This window comes from Ramlibacter sp. (genome assembly GCF_036676645.1).
GTDB lineage: Bacteria > Pseudomonadota > Gammaproteobacteria > Burkholderiales > Burkholderiaceae_C > Ramlibacter.
In genome coordinates this window covers 83,154-104,439 of sequence record NZ_JAKFCM010000093.1, presented here as the reverse complement: position 1 = coordinate 104,439, position 21,286 = coordinate 83,154, and the positions used below count along the sequence as shown (strand labels likewise).

Here is a 21,286-nt window from a genome sequence, read left to right as displayed (position 1 = left end):
GTCTCCCGAGCTGCCCGGTGCGGCCGGCGGCGCCTTACTTGGCGGCCGTCTTGCCGAATCGGTTGCGGAAGCGCTCGACGCGGCCGCCCATGTTGTCGACCGACTTCTGGGTGCCGGTGTAGAAGGGATGCGACTCGCTGGAGGTGTCCAGCTTGAACAGGGGCAGCTCGCGGCCGTCGTCGGTCTTGCCCGTCTCGCGGGTCGCGACGCACGAGCGCGTGACGAACTTGAACCCGTTGGACAGGTCCACGAAGAGCACTTCGCGGTAGTTCGGGTGGATGCCTTCTTTGGCCATGGGAATTCCTCGTTTCGCGTGCGGGAGCCGGGCCGGACCGTCCGTCCTACTTTCCGCGGGTAAGCCCGCCATTATAGCGGCCGGCCGCCTCAGCCGCCCCGGCGCATCATGTCGAAGAACTCGACGTTGGTCTTGGTGGCCTTCATCGACTTGAGCACCATCTCCATCGCCTCGATCTCGTCCATGTTGTACATGAACTGGCGCAGGATGCGGGTCTTCTGCAGGATCTCGGGGGCCAGCAGCAGCTCCTCGCGCCGGGTGCCCGAGCGATTGAGCTGGATCGAGGGGAACACGCGCTTCTCGTACAGGCGCCGGTCCAGGTGGATCTCGGAGTTGCCGGTGCCCTTGAACTCCTCGAAGATCACCTCGTCCATGCGCGAGCCGGTGTCGATCAGCGCGGTGGCGATGATGGTCAGCGAGCCGCCTTCCTCCACGTTGCGCGCCGCGCCCAGGAAGCGCTTGGGCCGCTGCAGTGCGTTGGCGTCGACGCCGCCGGTGAGCACCTTGCCGGACGAGGGCACCACATTGTTGTAGGCGCGGGCCAGCCGGGTGATCGAGTCCAGCAGGATCACCACGTCGCGCTTGAGTTCCACCAGGCGCTTGGCGCGCTCGATCACCATCTCGGCCACGTGCACGTGGCGCGCGGCCGGCTCGTCGAAGGTGGAGGCGATGACCTCGCCCTTGACCGAGCGCTGCATCTCGGTCACTTCCTCGGGGCGCTCGTCCACCAGCAGCACCATCATGTGGCTGTCCGGGTAGTTGGCCGCGATGGCATGCGCGATGTGCTGCATCATCACCGTCTTGCCGCTCTTGGGCGGGGCCACCAGCAGCGCGCGCTGGCCCTTTCCGATCGGCGCGATGATGTCGATGATGCGGGCGGTGATGTTCTCGTCGCCCTTGAAGTTCTCGCGCTCCAGCTTCATCTGCTCCTTGGGGAACAGCGGCGTCAGGGCCTCGAACATCACCTTGTGCTTGTTCTGCTCGGGCGGGCCGTCGTTGACCTTGTCCAGCTTGGTCAGCGCGAAGTAGCGCTCGCCGTCCTTCGGCGTCCTGACCTCCCCTTCGATCATGTCGCCGGTGTGCAGGTTGAAGCGGCGCACCTGCGAAGGCGAGATGTAGATGTCGTCGGTGCTGGCCGTGTAGCTGGTGTCGGGGCTGCGCAGGAAGCCGAAACCGTCGGGCAGGATCTCCAGCACCCCGTCGGCGAACACCTGCTCGCCGGCGCGGGCGCGCTTCTTGATGATCGCGAACATCAGCTCCTGCTTGCGCATGCGGCCCGTGTTTTCGATCTCCAGCTCTTCGGCTTGCTTGAGGACTTCGGAGACGTGGAGCGCCTTGAGTTCGTTCAGATGCATGGCTGCGGCTGCGGTGGGTGCACCCCGGCGGGGCGCTGTATTCGGTGTTGTGGGGGAGGGTCTTTCGCCAAGGCGGAAGGCGCCTTGCAGACCGGGAACTCTGGGAAGCTGCCGCCGGCTTTGCGGCGTCAACGAGGAAATTATAGGGGCTAGTGGCAGGGGCCAGGCTAAGGGCTAGGACTAGGGCCAGGGCTGTTTGGCTGTTCCCCTAGTCCCCAGTCCCTAGTCCCTGCGAGCGCATGCGCAGCCTTGCGCGAGCCTCAGCCCAGCTGCTGGTCCAGGAAAGCGGTCAACTGCGCCTTGCTCAGGGCGCCGACCTTGGTGGCCGCCAGCTGGCCGTCCTTGAACAGCATCAGCGTCGGGATGCCGCGGATGCCGAACTTGGCCGGGATGTCGCGGTTCTCGTCCACGTTCATCTTGGCGATCTGCAGCTTGTCCTGGTAGGTGGCGGACACCTCGTCCAGGATGGGCGCGATCATCTTGCACGGGCCGCACCACTCGGCCCAGTAGTCCACCAGCACGGGTTTGCCGGCTTGCAGGACGTCGGCTTCGAAGCTCGCGTCGGAGACATGCTTGATGAGGTCGCTGGCCATGGGGGAATCCTTTCTTGGGGTACGAGGCCTTGGGTCCGGACGATTTTGGCAGAAACCCTTGCCCCTCCCGGCTGTGGACCGGGAGCACGCCTTGATCGGCGCGACAGGGCCGCCTCAGAACTGCATCCGGTAATACAGCGTGGGGTTGCCGTCCTTGCGGCGCAGCAGGATCCGGGCGCCGTTGTCCAGCTGCAGCCCGATGGCGCGCAGCTCGGTCGCGAACCGGGAGCGCGCCGGCGTCAGCTTCATCTCCACGCGCGCGCCGTAAAGGAGGTCGCGCTGCCGGATCTGGCTGATGGCGTTGAACGGCTGCTGCGGCACGCGTCGCCACGCGGTGATGTCGATCACCCGGTCGTCCGCCAGCCGGGTGCGCCAGTTCAGGCCGATGTCGTGGCCGGACTGCCCCGGCAGGGCCGACGGCAGCGAAGGCAACACGGCCAGCGCCAAGGGTGGCACGTGCGGACGATCGACCAGGGACACCGACCCGTCGAAGCCTTGCACCGCGAGGTCGGGCGTGCCGGGCGCCTGCGCCAGTGCCATCGGCGTGCTGCATGCAAGGATCCAGAACATCGCGCGCGGCGCGCGGCGCGCGCACGGCTGCGGGCGGCAGGACGGGGAAGCCCGGTGGCACATGGCGATCTCCCTCGGATGCCACGGCAGTGTCGGCCTGGCTCAGCGCCGGGCTTGTGGGACGCCTCCGCAGCCGGGTGTCGGCGCTGTCGGGCAGCCGCGCAGGCCGGCGCGAACGACGCAAGAGGCACGGGAGGGGAGGGGTGACGAGCCTTACCCCGGCACTGGCTCCGCAGTTAGGGCTGCTTGGTTCCCCACCTGACCCGGTTGGCCACTTCACCATGCGGGGAGGCCCGTCAGGGTCGATTGTAGGCGAGTGGGGCGCGGTCCCTGCGTGAACGCAACCTTAGAATCGCCGCGATGTCCTATCTCGTGCTCGCCCGCAAGTACCGGCCGAAGACCTTCGGCGAGATGGTCGGCCAGGAGCACGTGGTGCAGGCGCTCTCCAACGCGCTGGCGCAGCAGCGGCTGCACCATGCCTACCTGTTCACCGGCACCCGCGGCGTGGGCAAGACCACGGTGTCGCGGATCCTGGCCAAGTCGCTCAACTGCCAGGGTCCCGACGGCAACGGCGGCATCACCGCCACCCCCTGCGGCGTGTGCCAGGCCTGCGCCGAGATCGATGCCGGCCGCTTCGTCGACTACACCGAGCTGGACGCCGCTTCCAACCGCGGCGTCGACGAGGTGCAGTCCCTGCTGGAGCAGGCGGTCTACAAGCCGGTGCAGGGGCGCTTCAAGGTCTTCATGATCGACGAGGTGCACATGCTGACCGGGCATGCGTTCAACGCGATGCTCAAGACGCTGGAGGAGCCGCCGGAGTACCTCAAGTTCGTGCTGGCCACCACCGACCCCCAGAAGGTGCCCGTCACGGTGCTCTCGCGCTGCCTGCAGTTCAACCTGCGGCCCATGGCGCCGGAGACGGTGCAGGAGCACCTGGCACGCGTGCTCGCGGCCGAGGGCGTGCAGGCCCAGCCGCAGGCCCTGCGCCTGCTGGCGCGCTCGGCCCGCGGCTCCATGCGCGACGCGCTGTCCCTGACCGACCAGGCCATTGCCTTCGGCGACGGCGAGCTGCGGGAAGAGTCGGTGCGCCAGATGCTGGGCAGCGTGGACCGCACGCACGTGTTCCGGCTGGTCGAGGCGCTCGCCGCGGCGGATGCGCGCTCGGTGCTGGAGATCTCGGAAGCGCTGCGCACCCATGGCTTGTCGGCCGCCGGCGCGCTGGAGGAGATGGCGGTGGTGCTGCAGCGCATGGCGGTGGTGCAGGCAGTGCCCGAAGCCGGCGATGCCGGCGATCCCGACGATGCCGAGATCGCCCGGCTGGCCGGATCGATGCCGGCCGACGAGACCCAGCTGCTCTACACCCTGTGCCTGCATGGGCGGGCCGAACTGGGGCTGGCGCCCGATGAGTACGCCGGCCTCACCATGGTGCTGCTGCGGCTGCTGGCCTTCAAGCCCGGCGCGGCAGTGGCCACGGCGGAAAAAAAAACACTGAATACAGGGTCGCCGCCTGAGCGGCGCACGCCCGCGGCCGCTCCGGCCCCGGCGGTGCCCGTTCCGGCCGCGCCCGACAAGCCCGGCATTCCGGGCGCAGGTCCTGCTCCGGCCGCCGCTTCGCCCGCACCCGAGTCTGCCCCGATGCGTGCGATCCCCCCGGGCCGCGTGCTCCCCGTGGTGGAGCCGCCCTCGCGAGTGCCCGCCGGGGCCACGGCCGAGCGGTCCCTGCCCAAGTCGCACGTCGTGGGCATGCCGGTGCGCCAGCAGCCCGAGTCGGCGCGCGAGGCGGCTTTGCCCGCCGCCAGCTTCGTGCCCAGCGAGGACGGCGACTTCTGGTACGGCACCGTGCAGCAGCTGCTGGCGGCCGATGCCATCGCGGCGCTGGTGCGGGAGCTCGCGCTGCAGTCGCAACTGGTCGCCCGGGACGACGGCCACTGGTTGCTGCGGGTGGAACGCGAGTCGCTCAACCAGGGCCATTCGCGCGAGCGGCTGCAGGCGGCGCTGGTCGCAGCCGGACACGAAGTCACGCTGGGCGTCGAGGTCGGCGCGGTCTCCGACAGCCCGGCCCGGCGCAACGCCGCCGCGGCGGCCGAGCGCCAGCGCCAGGCCGAGGAAACGGTGCAGAACGATCCGTTCGTGCAGCAGATGGTCCGCGAACTGGGCGCGAGGATCGCGCCGGGCGGCATCCGGCCCACCTGATAGGCACAATCCACCCCATGCGCGGCGCCGTGCCGCAGAAGGAATCCACATGTTCAACAAGGGACAGCTCGCCGGCCTGATGAAGCAGGCCCAGGCCATGCAGGACAACCTGAAGAAGGCCCAGGACGAACTCGCCACGATCGAGGTGACGGGCGAGTCGGGCGCCGGCCTGGTCAAGGTCACCATGACGTGCAAGCACGACGTCCGGCGCGTGGAGATCGATCCGAGCCTGCTGGCCGACGACAAGGACATGCTGGAAGACCTGGTGGCCGCCGCCTTCAATGCGGCCGTGCGCAAGGCCGAGGAGACTTCGCAGGAAAAGATGGCGAAGATCACCGCCGGCATGCCGGGCCTGCCGGGCGGGATGAAGCTGCCGTTCTGAAACGTGTCATGGCGGGCCGGGCCCGCCGTCCATCTCCGGCGGTCGAACCGGCTGCGGGAGAGGATGCCGGGGTCGAGCCCCGGCATGACAGGCAACGATGGCCGACTCCACCCTCAACGCGCTGGTCGAAGCGCTGCGCCGGTTGCCCGGCGTGGGGGTGAAGTCCGCCTCGCGCATGGCCTACCACCTGCTGCAGCACGACCGCGAGGGCGCCCAGCTGCTGGCGCAGGCGTTGCAGCAGGCGGTGGCGCGCATGCGCCATTGCAGCCTGTGCCACACCTTCACCGAGGACGAGGTCTGCGCCACCTGCCGCGACCCGCAGCGCGACGCCAGCAAGCTGTGCGTGGTGGAGACGCCGGCCGACCAGGCGGCGGTGGAGCGCACGGCCGCCTACCGGGGCCGCTACTTCGTGCTGATGGGCAAGCTGAGCCCGCTGGACGGCATCGGCCCGCGCGACATCGGCCTGGGCAAGCTGTTCGAACGCGCCACCGACGGCAAGGTGCAGGAAGTGATCCTCGCCACCAACTTCACCGCCGAGGGCGAGGCCACCGCGCACGTGATCGGCGAGGCCCTCAAGCAGCGTGGGCTGGCCGTCACGCGCCTGGCCCGGGGCGTGCCCGCCGGCAGCGAGCTCGAGTACGTCGACCTGGGAACCATCGCCCACGCGCTGGTGGACCGGCGCTAGGACATGGCCCCGCCCGAAGCGGCTTGCCCGAAAGGAAAATGACCAAATGGGTTCCACCCGCTTCACCGTGGCCTACTGGTGCGTGCTGGTCGCCGCGCTGCTGCCCTACGCCTGCGCCTACCTGGCGAAGTCGGGCGGCCTGGGCAAGCCGCGCAGCCAGGGCGGCTTCGACAACCGCGATCCGCGCGGCTGGCTGGCCCGCCAGAGCGACTGGCGCGCGCGCGCCAATGCCGCGCAGGCCAATAGCTTCGAGGCGCTGCCGCTCTTCATCGGCGCGGTGATCATCGCGCACCAGCTCGGGGCTCCGCAGACGCGGATCGACATCCTGGCGGTGCTGTTCGTCACGCTTCGCGCCATCTACATCGCGATGTACGTGGCCGGGCTGCCGACCGTGCGCTCCGCCGTCTGGGCCGCCGGCCTGCTGGCGAACCTGGCGATCCTGCTGTCGGCGGTGCGGTAGCGCGCGACAGTGGCGCGCAGCAGGACGCACGCGTGGTTGCGTTACGTTTTCCTTTACGTGGAAACCCGCACGGGATGTTCCGGATGCGGTTGCAGGGGGCTCCGACTAACCTCGCCTGAGCTGCATCAGAGAGGTTTGAAGACAATGAAAAGCACCATCACCCGCCGCGGCTTCGCGCTGGCGGCCACCGCCTCCGCCGCCGTGCTGGCGGCGCCCGCGCTGCTCGCGCAGAACCGGCTCGAGAAGACCCGGGTGGCCATCGCCGTGGGCGGCAAGGCGGCCTTCTACTACCTGCCGCTCACCATTGCCGAGCAGCTGGGCTACTTCAAGGCCGAGGGCCTGGACGTCGAGATCTCCGATTTCGCCGGCGGCTCGCGCTCGCTGCAGGCACTCATGGGCGGCTCGGCCGACGTGGTCAGCGGCGCGTACGAGCACACCATCAACCTGCAAAGCAAGAACCAGTTCATCCAGTCCATCGTGCTGATGGGGCGTGCGCCGCAGATCGCCGTGGGCGTATCGACCAAGGCCATGCCTGCGTTCAAGTCGGTGGCCGACCTGCGCGGCAAGAAGATCGGCGTGTCGGCGCCGGGTTCGTCCACCAACATGGTGGCCAACCTGGTGCTGTCGCGGGCCGGCCTGAAGGCCGCCGACGTCAGCTACGTGGGCGTGGGCACCTCGGCCGGCGCGCTGACGGCCCTGCGCTCGGGCCAGGTCGACGCCATGAGCAACACCGACCCGGTGATGACCATGCTCGAGCAGAAGGGCGACGTCAAGATCATCAGCGACACCCGCACGCTCAAGGGCACGCAGGAGGTCTTCGGCGGCCCCATGCCGGCCGCCTGCTTCTACACGCATACCGAGTTCGTGCAGAAGAACCCCAACACCTGCCAGGCGCTGGCCAACGCGGTGGTGCACGCCCTCAAGTGGCTGCAGACCGCCGGGCCCAGCGACATCATCAAGACGGTGCCCGATGCCTACCTGCTCGGCGACCGCGCGCTGTACCTGGCTTCGTTCAACAAGGTGCGCGAGGCGATTTCGCTCGACGGCGTGCTGCCCGACGAAGGCGCGCGCACGGCGCTGCGCGCGCTCTCCAGCTTCCTGCCGGCGGTCAAGAGCGACCGCATCGACCTGGCCAAGACCTACACCAACGAGTTCGCGCGCCGGGCCAAGGAAAGGTACAAGGCCTGATCCACGGCCTCCGCCGAAGCCGGCCTGCGGGCCGGTTTTTTTTCGCCCGCCGCGGCGGCTCTTCCGTTTGGTAGGCTTGCGACCCATGCCGCACGCGCTCGAACTGCAGGACATCACCGTCACCTTCCGGTCCAAGGACGATCCCGGCCAGCGCTACACCGCGGTGGCCGACACCACCCTGCGCATCGCCGCCGGGGAATTCGTGTCGGTGGTCGGGCCCACCGGCTGCGGCAAGTCGACCCTGCTGAATGTCGGCGCCGGCCTGCTGCAGGCCTCGTCCGGCGAGGTGCGCGTGTTCGGCGAGCCGCTGGCCGGCCTGAACCGTCGCGCCGGCTACATGTTCCAGACCGAGGCCTTGATGCCCTGGCGCAGCGCGATCGACAACGTGATGGTCGGCCTGCAGTACCGCGGCGTCGCCGATGCGCAAGCGCGCGAGCAGGCCAGCGGGTGGCTGGCGCGGGTGGGCCTGGCCGGCTTCGAGGACCGCTACCCGCACCAGCTCTCGGGTGGCATGCGCAAGCGCACCGCATTGGCGCAGGTGCTGGCGCTGGATCCGGACATCATCCTGATGGACGAACCCTTCTCGGCGCTCGACATCCAGACGCGCCAGCTGATGGAGAACGAGGTGCTGGAGCTGTGGGCCGCCAGGCGCAAGGCGGTGCTGTTCATCACGCACGACCTGGACGAAGCCATCGCGATGAGCGATCGCGTGGTGGTGTTGTCCGCAGGACCGGCCACCCGCCCGATCGGCGAGTTCGTCATCGACCTGCCACGGCCGCGCGACGTGGCCGAAGTCCGCAACGACCCGCGCTTCGTGGAGCTGCACTCGCGCATCTGGGCCGAGCTGCGCGAGGAGGTCCTCAAGGGCTACGCCCAGCAACTGCAGAAGGCATGACCATGTGGAACACCCTGCGCCCCAACGACAGGAACCTGCGCGCCTGGCAGGTCGGCGTGCTGGTCCTCGTGCTGGCGATCTGGCAGCTGGCCTCGCGCGACGAGCAGACGGCCTTCTTCATCGGCGAGCCGATCAAGGTGGCGGGCCGGATCTGGTCATGGTTCCTGCCCTTCGCCCTGCCCGCCAACGCCCTGTTCGCGGAAGGGCTGGAAGGCCGCGCCGACATCTACGTCCACCTGGGCGTCACGCTGCTGGAGACGGTGCTGGCCTTCGGCATCGGCACCCTGATGGGCCTGGCCTTCGGCCTCTGGCTGGCCCTGGCGCCCACCGCCAGCGCCATCCTCGATCCGTACGTGAAGGCGGCCAACTCCATGCCGCGGGTGATCCTGGCCCCGATCTTCGGCCTGTGGTTCGGCCTAGGCATCTGGAGCAAGGTGGCGCTGGCCGTCACGCTGGTGTTCTTCATCGTCTTCTTCAACGTGTACCAGGGCGTGCGCGAGGTCAGCCCGGTGGTGCTGGCCAATGCCCGCATGCTGGGCGCCAACCAGCGCCAGCTGCTGCGCACCGTGTACCTGCCCAGCGCCACCAGCTGGGTGTTCTCCAGCCTGCACACCTCGGTCGGCCTGGCGTTCGTCGGCGCGGTGGTGGGCGAATACCTGGGCTCGGCGCGCGGCGTCGGCTACCTGATCCTGCAGGCCGAAGGCACTTTCGACGTCAACACGGTGTTCGCGGGCATCGTGGTGCTGACGGCCTTCGCGCTGGCGCTCGACGGGCTGGTCGGGCGCATCGAAAAGCGGCTGATGAAGTGGCAGCCCAAGGCGGGCGAGACCGAGAAGCTGTAGCGGCGGCCGGCCTGGATTCATCCAGTGGCAATACGTAATCGCTGAAACTGCGGCGGACAATGGGGCGTGCCCACCTGATCTGCCCTGCAAACTTGACCTTGGTTCGCACCTGCATGGGGCAGGTGGATCCGCACATCGGCAGGACAAGGGCATGAAAGTCGTATTGTTTTGTGGTGGCCTCGGCATGCGCATCCGTGATGCCGAGAACCTGCCCAAGCCCCTGGTGCGTATCGGCCAGCGCCCATTGCTGTGGCACGTGATGAAGTACTACGCCCACTTCGGGTACAAGGACTTCATCCTCTGCCTGGGCTACCGGGCGGATGCGATCAAGGACTACTTCCTGGGATACAACGAGTGTCTTTCCAACGACTTCGTCCTGTCCGGCGGTGGCAAGAAGCTGGAGCTGATGAGCCGCGACATCGACGACTGGCGCATCACGTTTGCCGATACCGGCGCTTCCTCCAACATCGGTCAACGGCTCAGGGCCGTGCGCAAATACCTGGAGGGCGAGGACGAGTTCCTGGCCAACTACAGCGACGGCCTGACCGACTTGCCGCTGCCGCGCTACCTGGACGATTTCCACCGGCAGGGCCGGGTCGCCAGCTTCCTGTGCGTGCGCCCGAACCTCAGCTATCACGTGGTGTCGCTGCAGCAGGGTAGCAGCCTCGTCTCCGACATCCAGCCGATCAACAATGGAGACCTGCGAATCAACGGAGGATTCTTCGCCTTCCGCAAGGACATTTTCGAGTATGTGCAGGAGGGAGAGGAACTCGTCGAGGAGCCGTTCCGCCGCCTCGCGGGAGACCGGCAGCTGGTGGGCTACGTCTACGACGGCTTCTGGGCCAGCATGGACACGCACAAGGACAAGCAGCAACTGGAGAGCCTTTACGCCCGCGGCACCGCGCCCTGGGAACTCTGGCGTACCGGCGCCGAGCCAGCCGTCGCGCCGCACTGAGCCATGCTGCCGCTCCTGCTGCCTCGGGACGCGGCCGCGCCACTGCGTCTGCTGTTTCTTGGGGCGCATTGCGACGACATCGAAATCGGCTGCGGCGGAACGGTCCTGAGGCTGGTGGCCGCCCACCCGGACGTGGAAGTCACCTGGGTCGTGTTCAGCGCCACCGACGTCCGCGAGCAGGAGGCGCGTGCCAGCGCGGCACGGTTCCTCGCGGGCGTGCGGCGGCCGGCGCAGGTGCTTGTGCAGCGGTTCCGGGACGGCCACTTGCCCTACCAGGGCACCGGGCTCAAGCAGTGCTTCGAGCAGCTGAGGAAGGACATCGACCCGCACCTGATCTTCACCCATTTCCGGGAAGACCGGCACCAGGATCACCGCGCCATCAGCGACCTGACCTGGAACACCTGGCGAAGTCACCTCGTCCTCGAATACGAGGTGCCCAAGTACGACGGCGACCTGGGGCATCCCAACTTCTTCGTGCCGTTGTCGCAGTCCGCATGCGAACGCAAGGCACGGATCATCTGCGAGGCGTTCCGGTCCGAGGCCGGCAAGGGGTGGCTGAGCGAGGACACCTTCCTGGGCCTGGCGCGGTTGCGCGGCATCGAGTGCGCCGCCCCGGACCGCCACGCCGAGGCGTTCCACTGCCGCAAGCTAGTGCTGGGGGCCTGAAGCGCCGGGTGCGGCATCGCAAGGTGCCAGCAGGTCATGGCGCAGCAGCAATTGAGCCGCCGCCTGGACGGTCTGGAACGGCAGGCTGGCGCGTTCGGCAATGTCCAGCAGGCTCCAGCGACCGTCCGAGAGGTTGAGAACCCACAGCATCGCCAGCTCCAGCTGCTCGATACGGCTGCCGCCGATCGCACCGTACAGCCCCCGGCGGCCCAGCTGCGGTTCGCAGTTGGGATTCAGGTTGCGATAGCGGCCGTCGTTCTCGAGCACGTCGAACACGCTGGCGACCGTGGCCAACGCATCGGCGAGCTGCCCCGCCTCGACGAAGTCGGGGTCGTCCGCCGACGTGTGGTATTGCGGGAACTGCCCGTAATGGCTGCGCATGAGGCAGCCAACCGGCAGGTCGAAGCCCGGCGAGCCGTACTGGCGTTCGTCGTATCCATACGGCGTGAACGGCAGAAGGGTGTGCTCGCGCTGGGTGTGGCGCAAGACGTGCCGCACCGCGACGTCGATGGGCGCGTCGCCGCGCCGGCTGGCCTTGTAGGTGAAGCCGGCGCGGTCCCCGATGCAGGTGAGCACCAGGCCGTGTGCTGTCGCGCGTGCCCGCTCCTCGTTGCGGCTGAGCCAGGTGATCGCGCCTATCGTCCCCGGAACGAACAGGAAGCGGTAGGCATGGCGATGGGGCGCCTGCTGCAGGTGGCGCGCCAGGAAAGTGGCCACGACCACGCCCGAGAGGTTGTCGTCGCACAGGGACGGATGGCAGACATGGCAGGAGACGAGCACCTCCTGGCCCGAGCTGCCCTCGAGCAGGCACTCGCCGTAGGTCAGGTGGCCCGGTGCCAGGCTGGCGTCGATGCAGACCTCGTACTCGTCGTCGGGCAGCTGCTCGAGCTGGCGATGGGGCAGGCAGAAGCCCCAGGCCGGCTGGTAGTACGACGTGCGGTAGGGGATGAGGTCGGGCTGGTCGGGCAGGCTGTGCAAGTGGGGGCGCAACTGCGCCAGCGGGATCCGGGTCCGTACCGGGACGCTGTAGCTGACCACGTGCAGCGAGTGGCGGCGAAAGTCGATGACGCGCTCGCCGCGCGAGTTCTTGACCCAGGCGTCACGGATGTTCCACTCCGGTGGCACGATCCAGTCGAACACCTGCGTGCCGCTGGGCACTTCGTGGATCGACAGCGGGATCTCCCTGCCCAGCCGCGCCAGGGTCTGGCGAACGCCGTCGCCCGTGATGCTGCGGCAGACCGGGTACAGCTCGCGCACGAGGTCGTGCATTTCAGGGCCCAGCGACGCGAAGGCGCCACCGCCCCGGGCTGCCATCACGCAAGGACCTCCACGTCGGGGATGGGCACCACCAGCCGGCCGCCCCAATCGCGGACGTAGGCCAGCTGCTCCCGGATCTCGTTCTTCAGGTTCCAGGGCAGGATGAAGACATAGTCGGGCCGGGTTTCACGGATCTTCTCGACAGCAAAGACCGGGATGTGGGTGCCCGGCAGGAACTTCCCGTGCTTGTAGGGGTTGCGATCGACGGTGTAGTCGAGGAAGTCGGTGCGAATGCCGCAGTAGTTGAGCAGGGTGTTGCCCTTGCCGGGGGCCCCGTATCCGACGATGGTCTTGCCCTCGCGCTTCGCATCGACCAGGAACGCCAGGATCCGCCGCTTGGTGGCCTTGACCCGTTCATCGAAGTCACGGTAGGTTTCCAACCGGCCGAATCCGGCGCTCTCCTCGCGGCGGGCCAGCCCGTGCACGCGTTCGCTCACCGGGCGCGACTCGTCCTGCGCGTGGCGGGCGAAGATTCGAAGCGAGCCGCCATGGGTGGGCAACTCTTCCACATCGAACACCGTCAGATCGGAGGCCGCCAGCACGCGGCGCGCGGTCAGGAACGAGAAGTACGAGAAATGCTCGTGGTAGATGGTGTCGAACTGGTTGCTCTCCATCAGCCGCATCAGGTGCGGAAACTCCAGCGTGATCACGCCGCGAGGCTTGAGCAGGATCTTCATCCCCTGCGTGAAGCTGCGCACGTCGGGCACGTGGGCGAACACGTTGTTGCCCAGGATCAAGTCTGCCCGGACACCGTCTTGCACGAGCTCGGTGGCCAGTTCGCGGCCGAAGAACTTCACCAGGGTCGGTATGCCCTTGCGCGCGGCCTCCCGGGCCACGTTGGCCGCGGGTTCGATGCCCAGCACGGGGATGCCGCGCTGGACGAAATACTGCAGCAGGTATCCATCGTTGCTCGCCAGCTCCACCGCCAGGCTGTCACCGTCCAGTTGCAGGCTTTCGGCCATGCGCTCGACATAGCTGCGCGCGTGGGCCAGCCAGCTGTCCGAGAACGACGAGAAGTAGGCGTACTCGGAGAAGATCCGTTCCGGGCTGACGTACTCCTCCAGCTGGACCAGCAGGCACTGGTCGCACAAATGCACGTGCAGCGGATAGAAGGTCTCCGGCTGGTTCAGCTGCGCGGCCGACAAGAAGCTCTCGCAGGGCGGCGACATGCCCAGATCGGCGAAGGTGTGGCGCAGGGGCGCGTCGCAGAAGCGGCAGGAGGCCGCGCGGGGCTGATCCGTGGTCGTGGACATCGCTGCAATGGCCTCCGTTCAATGGGCGCCGGCCGGGCGCGGCTGCGTGGTGGCTTGGCTGGGCCGTGCCGATTATGGGAACGCCATCACGGATGGAAGGCCTCCATCGTGTCGGACAGCGCTGCGCGGCGGTGTAGGAGTTGCTCGGTCCTTCAGTACGACTTGGCCATTGGCCTCATCCTGATGTCCGTCACCTCCACGTTGCGCGGCAGGGACAGGGCGTGCAAGGCCACGGCGGCCACGTCCTGCGGCTGGATCAGCAACTCCGGACGGTAGGGCCGGCCTTCCCAGCCATGGACGGCGGCCTGCATGGGGGTGGCCGTGCGGCCGAGGAAGAGGCTCAGGACCCGTATCCCGCTCGCGTTCACCTCTTCGCGCAGGCTGTCGGCGACTGCCTTGAGCGCGTGCTTGCTGGCAGCGTACGGCCCCACCCCGGCCCGGGCTGCCAGCCCCGCGGTCGAGTTCACGAAGACGACTTGGCCCTGCCGGGCCTTGAGAGGGCGAAGCAGCCCCTGGGTGAGCACGTAGGGCGCGCGTACGTTGGTCCGGTATTGAAGGTCCAGTTCCTGCGCGCTGGCCTGCTCGATGGGCCCCCGCCGGATGGCTCCAGCCGCATGCACGAGGATATCCACCCCGGGCACGTCCTGCAGGATGCGGTCTGCAAGTTGCTCGACTTCGTGGTCCAGCGCCAGGTCGGCCCGATAGCACCGGTACTGTGCGCCCCGGGCGCGACAGGCCCGCCCGACCGCTTCGAGGGCGGGCAGGTGCCGACCGATGAGGCACAGCGTGGCGCGCAGCTCAGCCAGCCCGAGCGCGATCGCCTCGCCGACGCCGCTGCTGGCGCCGGTGAGGACGGCAATGGGGCTGTCCGGTGTGCTCATGTCGGGGCACGGGAGGCGTGCACGACGCCAGCGTCTGCGCACGACACGGTCGAGGCACGTCGGACGGCGCACCGCCGCGGCGTAGGACGGCTGCTGCACCTGCCGTCCGCCTTCCCCGCTGCGCTGCTGGGGTCCCTATAGTGCAGCGACGAGGTTTGGCCTCACCTGGAGGACAGAACGGCAGCCGGGTCGCGACCGCGCGGGACCCGGCTGTGGAAAGCGCCCATGATCTTCACGGCAACGCACCTGGCCGGCGCCATGTTGATCGACCCGGAACGCCGGGAGGATGAGCGCGGGTACTTCGCACGCACTTACTGCGAGCGCGAATTTGAGCACCACGGCCTGCCTGCCAGGATGGTGCAGAGCAACGTGTCGGCGACGCGACGCGCCGGCACCTTGCGCGGCATGCACTACCAGGCCGCGCCACACCAGGAAGACAAGCTCGTGCGTTGCGTGCGCGGGGCGATCTGGGACGTCATCGTCGACATCCGTCCCGGGTCGCCCACCTGGTGCCAATGGCTCGGCGTCGAGCTGAGCGAATCGAACGGCCGCATGCTGCTGGCACCGAAGGGCTTCGCTCACGGTTTCATCGCCTTGTCCGACGACGCCGTCGTCTACTACCAGGTCTCGGCTTTCCATGCCCCGGGAGCCGAGCGGGGAGCCCGCCACGACGATCCGGCCTTCGGCATCGCATGGCCGGTGCCCGTCACGTTGATCGCGGACAAGGACAGAGCCTGGCCGGACTTCTCCCGTGCGGCCGGCGAGCCACAACCCAGGCAAGGATTGGAGCGCCCATGAAACTGTTCGTCACCGGAGTCGAAGGCTATATCGGCTGCCTGCTGGCGCCCCTGCTGCAGGCGCGCGGGCACGAAGTCACCGGGTTCGACACCGGCTACTACCGGGACGGCTGGCTGTTCAGCGACCGCGCGCTCGTGCCCGGATTCCCGCGAACCATCAACGGCGACATCCGCGAAGTCCAGCCTTCGAAGCTGCACGGCGTCGATGCCGTGGTGCACCTGGCGGAACTGTCCAACGATCCACTCGGGGAAAACGTCCCCGAGCTGACCTACGCGATCAACCACCGGGCCTCGGTGCGCCTGGCCGAGCTGGCCAAGGCCGCCGGCGTGAGGCGCTTCGTTTACACCTCCTCGTGCAGCGTCTATGGCGTGGCCGACGGCGCCGAGCCGATGACCGAACGCTCGCCGCTCAACCCGCAGACCGCGTACGGCCGCTGCAAGACCCTCGTCGAGCGCGACGTGGCAGCTCTGGCATCGCCCGGCTTTTCGCCGACCTTCCTGCGCAACGCCACGGCCTACGGTGCCTCCCCGCGCATGCGCTTCGACATCGTCCTGAACAACCTGTGCGGGCTTGCAGCCACGACCGGGAAGATCGCGATGACCAGCGACGGCACGCCGTGGCGACCGCTGGTGCACGTGCTGGACATCTGCGAGGCGATCGCCTGCGTGCTCGAGGCGCCGCAGGAGAACGTCCACGGCGAGATCTTCAACGTGGGTCACGACGCCGACAACTACCAGATCCGGGAGATCGCGCAGATCGTGGCGCAGGTCTATCCTGGTTGCGAAGTGAGCTTCGGCCCCAGCGGGGGGGACAACCGCAGCTACAGGGTCGACTTCACCAAGATCCACCGCCAGTTGCCCGGCTTCCGCTGCACGTGGGATGCCCGCAAGGGCGCGCGCCAGCTGCACGACGTTTTCGAGCGCATCGGGATGGACGCCGCCACCTTTTCCGCGCGGCCATTTACCCGGTTGAAGCAGTTGCGGTACCTGAGCACGTCGGGGCAGATCGACGAGCGGTTCTTCTGGCGCTACTGACTCCGGCGCGCCGAAGGCTGCTCAGCGCCGCCGCTTCTTCGGTGCCGCCTTCTTGCGGCTGCTGACCTGCTTGATCCGGTGCCCCGATTTGGAGCGGGCGGCCTTGGCCCGCACGGGCACGTAGACCACGATGCTTTGCCCCGCCTTGAATCTGGCGCCGACGGCGATGTCGTTCCAGTCGGCGACCTGCGCAGCCGTCACGCGGTAGCGCCTGGCGATCGTGGCGACGGAGTCGCGCTTGCCGGCCTTGACGACCCGGCGGCGCAGGCTCACCTCCGGGGCCAGCGCGAGCTGCCCGTTCTGCGCCACATGGCCGGCCACGTCGTCCTGCTTGCTGGGCGGGCGCGGCACGACGAGCACCGAGCCGGCCTTGATCAGCATCCGCGGCGGGATGGTGTTGACGCTGCGCAGCTCGGACTCGCTCATCTCGACCCGCCGGGCGACCTCGGCCACGCTCATGGTCGCGGGCACGGTCCAGGCCGTCCAGCTGGCGAAGCGGCCCTCGCTGTACTCCGCCAGGTTGCGCGTGAACACCTTGGCGTTGTCCCAGGGCAGCAGGATCTGGGGCGTACCGGCGGCCAGGATCACCGGGCGGTTGAGCTGGGGATTCAGCGCCTTGAAGTCCGCCAGCTCCACGTCGGCCAGCTTCGCGGCCAGCTCGATGTCGATGTCGCGGTCCACCGTCACCACGTCGAAATACGGGTGGTTCTCGATGACGGGCAGCTCGGCGCGGAACTTGTCGGGATCGGAAATGATGTTCTTGACCGCCAGCAGCTTGGGCACGTAGTTGCGCGTCTCGGCCGGCATGTTCAGGTCGACGTAGCGCGTGCCCAGCCCGCGCCGCTTGTTGGCGGCGATGGCGCGGCCGACGCTGCCTTCGCCCCAGTTGTAGGCGGCCAGGGCCAGGTGCCAGTCGCCGAACATGCCGTACAGGCGCTGCAGGTAGTCCAGCGCCGCGCGGGTGGAGGCCAGCACGTTGCGGCGGTCGTCGCGGAAGAAGTTCTGCCTCAGGTCGTAGTCGCGCCCTGTGGCCGGCATGAACTGCCACATGCCGGCGGCGCGGGCGCTGGAGACCGCCTGCGGGTTGAAGGCGCTCTCGATGTAGGGCAGCAGCGCCAGCTCGCTGGGCATGCCCCGCACTTCCAGCTCCTCGACGATGTGGAACAGGTACTTGCGCGAGCGGTCGGTCATGCGCTGCATGTAATCGGGCCGGCTGGCGTACCACTGCTCGTGCTGGCGCACCAGGTCCGAGTCGATGTCGGGCATGGCGAAGCCGCCGCGGATGCGCTCCCACAGGTCGGCCGGCGGCTGCAGCGCGGCGACGCTGCGCGAGCTGGCGTGGACGGCCGTGATCGGGGTGAGCGGCCCGCTGGGCACCACCGGGGGCCCGGAGGGCGTCTTCGCGGCGATGCCGGGCGTCGGCCCGGTGCCGTCGCTTGCGAGCGGGGAGGGGGCGTCGGTGCCCGGCGTGCTTGCGCAGCCGGCCAGCCAGAGCGTGATCGCCAGGCCGGCGGCCTGCAGCAGGACTCTCATCTGAATTCGTTCTTCCACTGGCGGATGGCGGCGAACACGGCCACTTCATCCTCGGCGCTGGCGCCGTTGAAGGCCCGCGCGGCGGCGGCGACGGCGGGCTCGCGGCTGCGCAGGAAGGGATTGATGCGCCTTTCCTCGCCGATCGTGGCCGGCAAGGTGGGTTCGCCGCGGGCGCGCAGGTCCTCGCAGTGGCGCTGGTAGGCGGCGAGCGCCTCGTTGCCGGGCTCGACCGCGCGCGCGAAGCGCAGGTTGGACAAGGTGTACTCGTGCGCGCAGCACACGCGCGTGGCGTCCGGCAGCGCGGCCAGCGAGTCGAGCGAGGCCAGCATCTGCGCCGGCGTGCCTTCGAACAGCCGGCCACAGCCGCCGGAGAACAGCGTGTCGCCGCAGAACAGCAGCGGCCCGCCTTCGTCGCCGTCGCTGAAGTAGGCGATGTGGCCGGCCGTGTGGCCGGGCACGTCGATGACCCGGAAGTCCAGGCCGAGCACCGTCGCACGGTCGCCCTGGGCCAGCCGTTGTAGCGGGCCGGGGATGGCTTCGCGCGACGGCCCGTAGACCGCTGCGCCGGTGGCTTCGCGCACCTGTGCCAGCCCGCCGATGTGGTCCGCATGGTGGTGCGTGACTAGAATCGCCTCCAGCTGCAGGCCGGCTTGCGCGAGAAAATCGAGCACCGGTCGCGCGTCGCCCGGGTCGACCACCAGCGCCCGATGTCCGTCGTGCAACACCCAGAGGTAGTTGTCCTGGAAGGCGGGCAGAGGAACCAACTTCATGAGCGATGCGATTATAGGAATGCACGAGTGGTTCGAGACCCCCCCGGGCCGTTACGTGCTGGCCTGGGAGCGGGCCGAATTCGACGTCGCCGTGAGCGACATCTTCGGCTACCACGCATTGCAGCTCGGTCTGCCGGAACTCGATGCCCTGGCCGCCAACCGGATGCCGCACCGGTGGCTGGGCCTGCGCAGCCTGCGTCCGCTGGACGACGGCACCCGGCAACCCGCGCTGCTCACCGACTATGCCGCGCTCCCGTTCGAGGCCAACAGCCTGGACCTGGTGGTGCTGCCGCATTCACTGGAATTGAACCTGGACCCGCACGCCACCTTGCGGGAGGTCGAGCGGGTCCTGGTTCCGGAGGGCAAGGTCGTGATTTCCTGCCTCAACCCGGCCAGCCTGTGGGGATTGCGCCAGCGCCGCGCGCATTTGTACCGGCGGCTGGGTTTCGGCCAGCTGTACCTGCCGGATGGCGGTGAGTTCATCGGCTACCGTCGCCTGCGCGACTGGCTGCGGCTGCTCAATTTCGAGGTCGAGACCGGCAGCTTCGGCTGCTACCGGCCGGCGCTGACCACCGACCGCTGGCTGGAGCGGTTCGACTGGATCGATCCGGTCGGCGAGCGCTGGTGGCCGATCTTTGGCGCCGTGTACTTCGTGGTCGCCACCAAGCGGGTGCGGGGCATGAAGCTGGTGGGACGCCTGTGGAAGCCGGCCAAGTCCATGGCCACCGCCCCCGTGCCGCTGGCCAACCGGCGGCCCCAGCCCGAGATGCAGCAGGAGATTGCTTGAACCAGGTCGTGATCTACACCGACGGCGCCTGCAAGGGCAACCCCGGCCCGGGCGGCTGGGGCGTGCTGCTGCGCTCCGGCGGCACCGAGAAGGAGCTGTTCGGCGGCGAGCGCAGCACCACCAACAACCGGATGGAGCTGATGGCGGTGATCCAGGCGCTGTCGGCCCTCAAGCGGCCCTGTGCGGTGACGCTGTATGTCGACAGCCAGTACGTGCTCAAGGGCATGACGGAGTGGCTGCCGGGCTGGAAGGCCAAGGGGTGGCGAACGGCGGGCAGGACGCCGGTCAAGAACGTCGAGCTGTGGCAGCAGCTCGACCGCCTGGTGCAGGACAGCGGGCACGTGATCGACTGGCGCTGGGTGCGTGGGCACAACGGCGACCCCGGCAACGAGCGCGCCGACGCGCTGGCCAACCGGGGCGTCGAGCAGGCCCTGGCGACACGGCGGGCCGCGCTGTAAACCTGAGGTAAAGCCTGGCCGGGATCGGTGCCGGGTCCGGGCTTGCGCGCATGGCAGGGCCCGGTGCGGCTGCTACATTGACGTGTTCGCGACCACGGCACTTTTCCCAGGCACGCAGTACATGGCATCCAGGCCCCTCTACACGGTGATCGCCGTCGTCGGCATCGCGGCTGCATCGGCGGCCGCCTGGTGGTACCAGCACAAGGCACCCGCATCCTCGGCGCAGGAGGCCGCTGGCGCGCCCGATGCTTCGCCAGCCGCCGGGACCGCGGGCCGGGCACCCGCCGTCGAAGTCGCGCGCGTGGAGGTGATGCGGCTGGCCGACGACGCCCAGGCCGTGGGCAGCCTGCGGTCGCGCCGCAGCGTCATCGTGCGGCCCGAGGTGAGCGGGCGCGTCACCCAGCTGAATTTCCGCGACGGCCAGCGCGTGCAGCGCGGGCAACTGCTGGTGCAACTGGACGACCAGCTGCCGCGCGCGCAGGTGCAGCAGGCGCGGGCCGAGCTGTCGATCGCGCAGGCCAACCACAAGCGCAACCAGGAACTGGTGGCGCAGAACTTCATCAGCCAGCGCCAGGTCGACGAGAGCGCGGCCAACCTGCAGGTGGCGCAAGCCAGGCTGGCGCTGGCCGAGGCGACGGCGGCGCGCCTGCGCATCGTGGCGCCCTTCGACGGCATTGCCGGCATCCGCAGCGTCAACGTCGGCGACTACCTCAAGGACGGGGCCGACGTGGTCAACCTGGAAGACCTGGATGCGCTGTACGTCGACTTCCGCCTGCCCGAGCGCTACCAGACCAAGCTGAAGGTGGGGCAGACGGCCTTCGTGCAGGCCGATGCGCTGCCGGGTCGCCGCTGGGAGGCGGTGATCCAGGCGATCGATCCGCTGGTGGACGCCAACGGCCGCTCCATCGGCATCCGCGGCTGCATCGACAACCGGCAGCTCGTGCTGCGCCCCGGCATGTTCGCGCGCATCACGGCCGTGTTCGGGGAACGCCCCGACGCGCGGGTGGTGCCCGAGGAAGCGATCGTGCCGCAGGGCGACCGGCAGTTCGTCTATCGGCTGGTCGAAGGGCCCGACCAGGACAGCAAGACGGCGCGGCGGGTGGAAGTCAAGACCGGCATCCGGCAGCCGGGGCGGGTGGAGATCACCGAAGGGCTGCAGCCCGGCGACCTGATCGTCACCGCCGGGCACCAGCGCATCCAGCGCGACGGCATGGGGGTCCGGGTGGTGGAGGTCGGCGCGACGGGCGCCAACGGGGCGCCGGCCCAAGCGCTGGCCGGGCCCACCGCGACGGCCCGGCTCCAGGGGCCAGCTGAAGCGGCCGGCACCGGCAGCAGCCATCCGTGCCGCGTCGCGGCCGCCGCGGCGCGGTAAGACG

23 protein-coding genes and 1 other RNA gene are annotated in these 21,286 nt (G+C 68.8%); 14 read left to right on the top strand and 10 right to left on the bottom strand.

All coding sequences use genetic code 11. From position 1 onward, the window contains the following. Positions 1 to 34: 34 nt before the first annotated feature. From V6M57_RS13960 to ffs, 5 genes are all read right to left on the bottom strand, one after another. Entirely contained in the window at positions 35 to 295 is a 261-nt protein-coding gene (locus tag V6M57_RS13960; protein WP_332815602.1) for a type B 50S ribosomal protein L31, read from the bottom strand. Between the two features lie 89 nt (positions 296 to 384). After that, on the bottom strand, positions 385 to 1,650 hold the full coding sequence (gene rho, locus V6M57_RS13955) for a transcription termination factor Rho (protein WP_332815601.1): 1,266 nt from the start codon (positions 1,648 to 1,650) through the stop codon (positions 385 to 387). Positions 1,651 to 1,910: 260 nt separating this feature from the next. Next, a complete protein-coding gene (trxA, locus tag V6M57_RS13950) occupies positions 1,911 to 2,243 on the bottom strand; it encodes a thioredoxin TrxA (protein WP_332815600.1) in 333 nt (110 codons plus the stop codon). Between the two features lie 114 nt (positions 2,244 to 2,357). After that, on the bottom strand, positions 2,358 to 2,813 hold the full coding sequence (locus V6M57_RS13945; protein ID WP_332815599.1) for a hypothetical protein: 456 nt from the start codon (positions 2,811 to 2,813) through the stop codon (positions 2,358 to 2,360). A gap of 202 nt (positions 2,814 to 3,015) precedes the next feature. Further along, positions 3,016 to 3,111, bottom strand: an RNA gene (ffs, locus tag V6M57_RS13940) — signal recognition particle sRNA small type. Between the two features lie 62 nt (positions 3,112 to 3,173). On the opposite strand from ffs, the gene dnaX reads away from it, so the two are divergent. The 9 genes from dnaX to V6M57_RS13895 all read left to right on the top strand — a co-directional run bounded on the left by dnaX (position 3,174) and on the right by V6M57_RS13895 (position 11,079). Then, a complete protein-coding gene (gene dnaX / locus V6M57_RS13935; RefSeq protein ID WP_332815598.1) occupies positions 3,174 to 5,006 on the top strand; it encodes a DNA polymerase III subunit gamma/tau in 1,833 nt (610 codons plus the stop codon). Between the two features lie 49 nt (positions 5,007 to 5,055). Beyond that, positions 5,056 to 5,388 carry a YbaB/EbfC family nucleoid-associated protein gene (locus V6M57_RS13930; RefSeq protein ID WP_332815597.1) on the top strand — a complete coding sequence of 111 codons (333 nt, stop codon included), beginning with the start codon at positions 5,056 to 5,058 and terminating at the stop codon, positions 5,386 to 5,388. 97 nt (positions 5,389 to 5,485) lie between these two features. After that, positions 5,486 to 6,073 carry a recombination mediator RecR gene (gene recR, locus V6M57_RS13925; RefSeq protein ID WP_332815596.1) on the top strand — a complete coding sequence of 196 codons (588 nt, stop codon included), beginning with the start codon at positions 5,486 to 5,488 and terminating at the stop codon, positions 6,071 to 6,073. 46 nt (positions 6,074 to 6,119) lie between these two features. After that, positions 6,120 to 6,533, top strand: coding sequence for an MAPEG family protein (locus V6M57_RS13920; RefSeq protein ID WP_332815595.1), 414 nt, complete (start codon positions 6,120 to 6,122; stop codon positions 6,531 to 6,533). Positions 6,534 to 6,677: 144 nt separating this feature from the next. Further along, positions 6,678 to 7,721, top strand: a complete 1,044-nt coding sequence (locus tag V6M57_RS13915; protein WP_332815594.1) for an ABC transporter substrate-binding protein — start codon at positions 6,678 to 6,680, stop codon at positions 7,719 to 7,721. A gap of 85 nt (positions 7,722 to 7,806) precedes the next feature. Next, positions 7,807 to 8,616: an ABC transporter ATP-binding protein gene (locus tag V6M57_RS13910; protein ID WP_332815593.1), complete on the top strand. Its 810-nt coding sequence runs from the start codon at positions 7,807 to 7,809 to the stop codon at positions 8,614 to 8,616. A 2-nt stretch (positions 8,617 to 8,618) separates the two neighbouring features. Further along, positions 8,619 to 9,458, top strand: coding sequence for an ABC transporter permease (locus tag V6M57_RS13905; protein WP_332815625.1), 840 nt, complete (start codon positions 8,619 to 8,621; stop codon positions 9,456 to 9,458). Between the two features lie 151 nt (positions 9,459 to 9,609). Beyond that, entirely contained in the window at positions 9,610 to 10,413 is an 804-nt protein-coding gene (locus tag V6M57_RS13900) for a glucose-1-phosphate cytidylyltransferase (protein WP_332815592.1), read from the top strand. A 3-nt stretch (positions 10,414 to 10,416) separates the two neighbouring features. After that, on the top strand, positions 10,417 to 11,079 hold the full coding sequence (locus V6M57_RS13895) for a PIG-L deacetylase family protein (protein WP_332815591.1): 663 nt from the start codon (positions 10,417 to 10,419) through the stop codon (positions 11,077 to 11,079). Here V6M57_RS13895 and V6M57_RS13890 read toward each other — a convergent pair. From V6M57_RS13890 to V6M57_RS13880, 3 genes are all read right to left on the bottom strand, one after another. Continuing rightward, entirely contained in the window at positions 11,062 to 12,393 is a 1,332-nt protein-coding gene (locus V6M57_RS13890; RefSeq protein WP_332815590.1) for a DUF4910 domain-containing protein, read from the bottom strand. The genes V6M57_RS13895 and V6M57_RS13890 overlap by 18 nt on opposite strands. Further along, complete coding sequence (locus V6M57_RS13885; protein WP_332815589.1) at positions 12,393 to 13,649, bottom strand: class I SAM-dependent methyltransferase; 1,257 nt, start codon at positions 13,647 to 13,649, stop codon at positions 12,393 to 12,395. Before V6M57_RS13885 ends, V6M57_RS13890 begins: the two co-directional genes overlap by 1 nt. Before the next feature lie 152 nt (positions 13,650 to 13,801). After that, positions 13,802 to 14,530, bottom strand: a complete 729-nt coding sequence (locus V6M57_RS13880) for an SDR family NAD(P)-dependent oxidoreductase (RefSeq protein ID WP_332815588.1) — start codon at positions 14,528 to 14,530, stop codon at positions 13,802 to 13,804. 225 nt (positions 14,531 to 14,755) lie between these two features. Here V6M57_RS13880 and rfbC point away from each other — a divergent pair, with 225 nt between their 5' ends. Together rfbC and V6M57_RS13870 are read left to right on the top strand one after the other, a co-directional pair. Beyond that, positions 14,756 to 15,328: a dTDP-4-dehydrorhamnose 3,5-epimerase gene (gene rfbC, locus V6M57_RS13875; protein ID WP_332815587.1), complete on the top strand. Its 573-nt coding sequence runs from the start codon at positions 14,756 to 14,758 to the stop codon at positions 15,326 to 15,328. Further along, positions 15,325 to 16,362, top strand: coding sequence for an NAD-dependent epimerase/dehydratase family protein (locus V6M57_RS13870; protein WP_332815586.1), 1,038 nt, complete (start codon positions 15,325 to 15,327; stop codon positions 16,360 to 16,362). Before rfbC ends, V6M57_RS13870 begins: the two co-directional genes overlap by 4 nt. A 21-nt stretch (positions 16,363 to 16,383) precedes the next feature. Here V6M57_RS13870 and V6M57_RS13865 read toward each other — a convergent pair whose 3' ends face one another. Both V6M57_RS13865 and gloB read right to left on the bottom strand, forming a co-directional pair. Next, complete coding sequence (locus V6M57_RS13865) at positions 16,384 to 17,895, bottom strand: transglycosylase SLT domain-containing protein (protein ID WP_332815585.1); 1,512 nt, start codon at positions 17,893 to 17,895, stop codon at positions 16,384 to 16,386. Next, positions 17,892 to 18,665, bottom strand: a complete 774-nt coding sequence (gloB, locus tag V6M57_RS13860; protein WP_332815584.1) for a hydroxyacylglutathione hydrolase — start codon at positions 18,663 to 18,665, stop codon at positions 17,892 to 17,894. The genes V6M57_RS13865 and gloB overlap by 4 nt, the downstream gene beginning before the upstream one ends. On the opposite strand from gloB, the gene V6M57_RS13855 reads away from it, so the two are divergent. The 3 genes from V6M57_RS13855 (at position 18,664) to V6M57_RS13845 (ending at position 21,282) form a co-directional block, all read left to right on the top strand. Then, on the top strand, positions 18,664 to 19,452 hold the full coding sequence (locus tag V6M57_RS13855; protein WP_332815583.1) for a class I SAM-dependent methyltransferase: 789 nt from the start codon (positions 18,664 to 18,666) through the stop codon (positions 19,450 to 19,452). The genes gloB and V6M57_RS13855 overlap by 2 nt on opposite strands. Further along, the gene (rnhA, locus tag V6M57_RS13850; RefSeq protein WP_332815582.1) at positions 19,449 to 19,910 is read left to right on the top strand and encodes a ribonuclease HI; all 462 of its coding nucleotides are present in this window, start codon (positions 19,449 to 19,451) and stop codon (positions 19,908 to 19,910) included. The genes V6M57_RS13855 and rnhA overlap by 4 nt, the downstream gene beginning before the upstream one ends. 121 nt (positions 19,911 to 20,031) lie before the next feature. Continuing rightward, positions 20,032 to 21,282, top strand: a complete 1,251-nt coding sequence (locus V6M57_RS13845; protein WP_332815581.1) for an efflux RND transporter periplasmic adaptor subunit — start codon at positions 20,032 to 20,034, stop codon at positions 21,280 to 21,282. Positions 21,283 to 21,286: the final 4 nt, after the last annotated feature.

Excerpts from the sequence above, each read along its gene's own strand:
- V6M57_RS13960 (WP_332815602.1), bottom strand. The coding sequence starts at position 295 with ATGGCCAAAGAAGGCATCCACCCGAACTACCGCGAAGTGCTCTTCGTG.
- rho (WP_332815601.1), bottom strand. The coding sequence starts at position 1,650 with ATGCATCTGAACGAACTCAAGGCGCTCCACGTCTCCGAAGTCCTCAAG.
- trxA (WP_332815600.1), bottom strand. The coding sequence starts at position 2,243 with ATGGCCAGCGACCTCATCAAGCATGTCTCCGACGCGAGCTTCGAAGCC.
- V6M57_RS13945 (WP_332815599.1), bottom strand. The coding sequence starts at position 2,813 with ATGTTCTGGATCCTTGCATGCAGCACGCCGATGGCACTGGCGCAGGCG.
- dnaX (WP_332815598.1), top strand. The coding sequence starts at position 3,174 with ATGTCCTATCTCGTGCTCGCCCGCAAGTACCGGCCGAAGACCTTCGGC.
- V6M57_RS13930 (WP_332815597.1), top strand. The coding sequence starts at position 5,056 with ATGTTCAACAAGGGACAGCTCGCCGGCCTGATGAAGCAGGCCCAGGCC.
- recR (WP_332815596.1), top strand. The coding sequence starts at position 5,486 with ATGGCCGACTCCACCCTCAACGCGCTGGTCGAAGCGCTGCGCCGGTTG.
- V6M57_RS13920 (WP_332815595.1), top strand. The coding sequence starts at position 6,120 with ATGGGTTCCACCCGCTTCACCGTGGCCTACTGGTGCGTGCTGGTCGCC.
- V6M57_RS13915 (WP_332815594.1), top strand. The coding sequence starts at position 6,678 with ATGAAAAGCACCATCACCCGCCGCGGCTTCGCGCTGGCGGCCACCGCC.
- V6M57_RS13910 (WP_332815593.1), top strand. The coding sequence starts at position 7,807 with ATGCCGCACGCGCTCGAACTGCAGGACATCACCGTCACCTTCCGGTCC.
- V6M57_RS13905 (WP_332815625.1), top strand. The coding sequence starts at position 8,619 with ATGTGGAACACCCTGCGCCCCAACGACAGGAACCTGCGCGCCTGGCAG.
- V6M57_RS13900 (WP_332815592.1), top strand. The coding sequence starts at position 9,610 with ATGAAAGTCGTATTGTTTTGTGGTGGCCTCGGCATGCGCATCCGTGAT.
- V6M57_RS13895 (WP_332815591.1), top strand. The coding sequence starts at position 10,417 with ATGCTGCCGCTCCTGCTGCCTCGGGACGCGGCCGCGCCACTGCGTCTG.
- V6M57_RS13890 (WP_332815590.1), bottom strand. The coding sequence starts at position 12,393 with ATGGCAGCCCGGGGCGGTGGCGCCTTCGCGTCGCTGGGCCCTGAAATG.
- V6M57_RS13885 (WP_332815589.1), bottom strand. The coding sequence starts at position 13,649 with ATGTCCACGACCACGGATCAGCCCCGCGCGGCCTCCTGCCGCTTCTGC.
- V6M57_RS13880 (WP_332815588.1), bottom strand. The coding sequence starts at position 14,530 with ATGAGCACACCGGACAGCCCCATTGCCGTCCTCACCGGCGCCAGCAGC.
- rfbC (WP_332815587.1), top strand. The coding sequence starts at position 14,756 with ATGATCTTCACGGCAACGCACCTGGCCGGCGCCATGTTGATCGACCCG.
- V6M57_RS13870 (WP_332815586.1), top strand. The coding sequence starts at position 15,325 with ATGAAACTGTTCGTCACCGGAGTCGAAGGCTATATCGGCTGCCTGCTG.
- V6M57_RS13865 (WP_332815585.1), bottom strand. The coding sequence starts at position 17,895 with ATGAGAGTCCTGCTGCAGGCCGCCGGCCTGGCGATCACGCTCTGGCTG.
- V6M57_RS13855 (WP_332815583.1), top strand. The coding sequence starts at position 18,664 with ATGAGCGATGCGATTATAGGAATGCACGAGTGGTTCGAGACCCCCCCG.
- gloB (WP_332815584.1), bottom strand. The coding sequence starts at position 18,665 with ATGAAGTTGGTTCCTCTGCCCGCCTTCCAGGACAACTACCTCTGGGTG.
- V6M57_RS13845 (WP_332815581.1), top strand. The coding sequence starts at position 20,032 with ATGGCATCCAGGCCCCTCTACACGGTGATCGCCGTCGTCGGCATCGCG.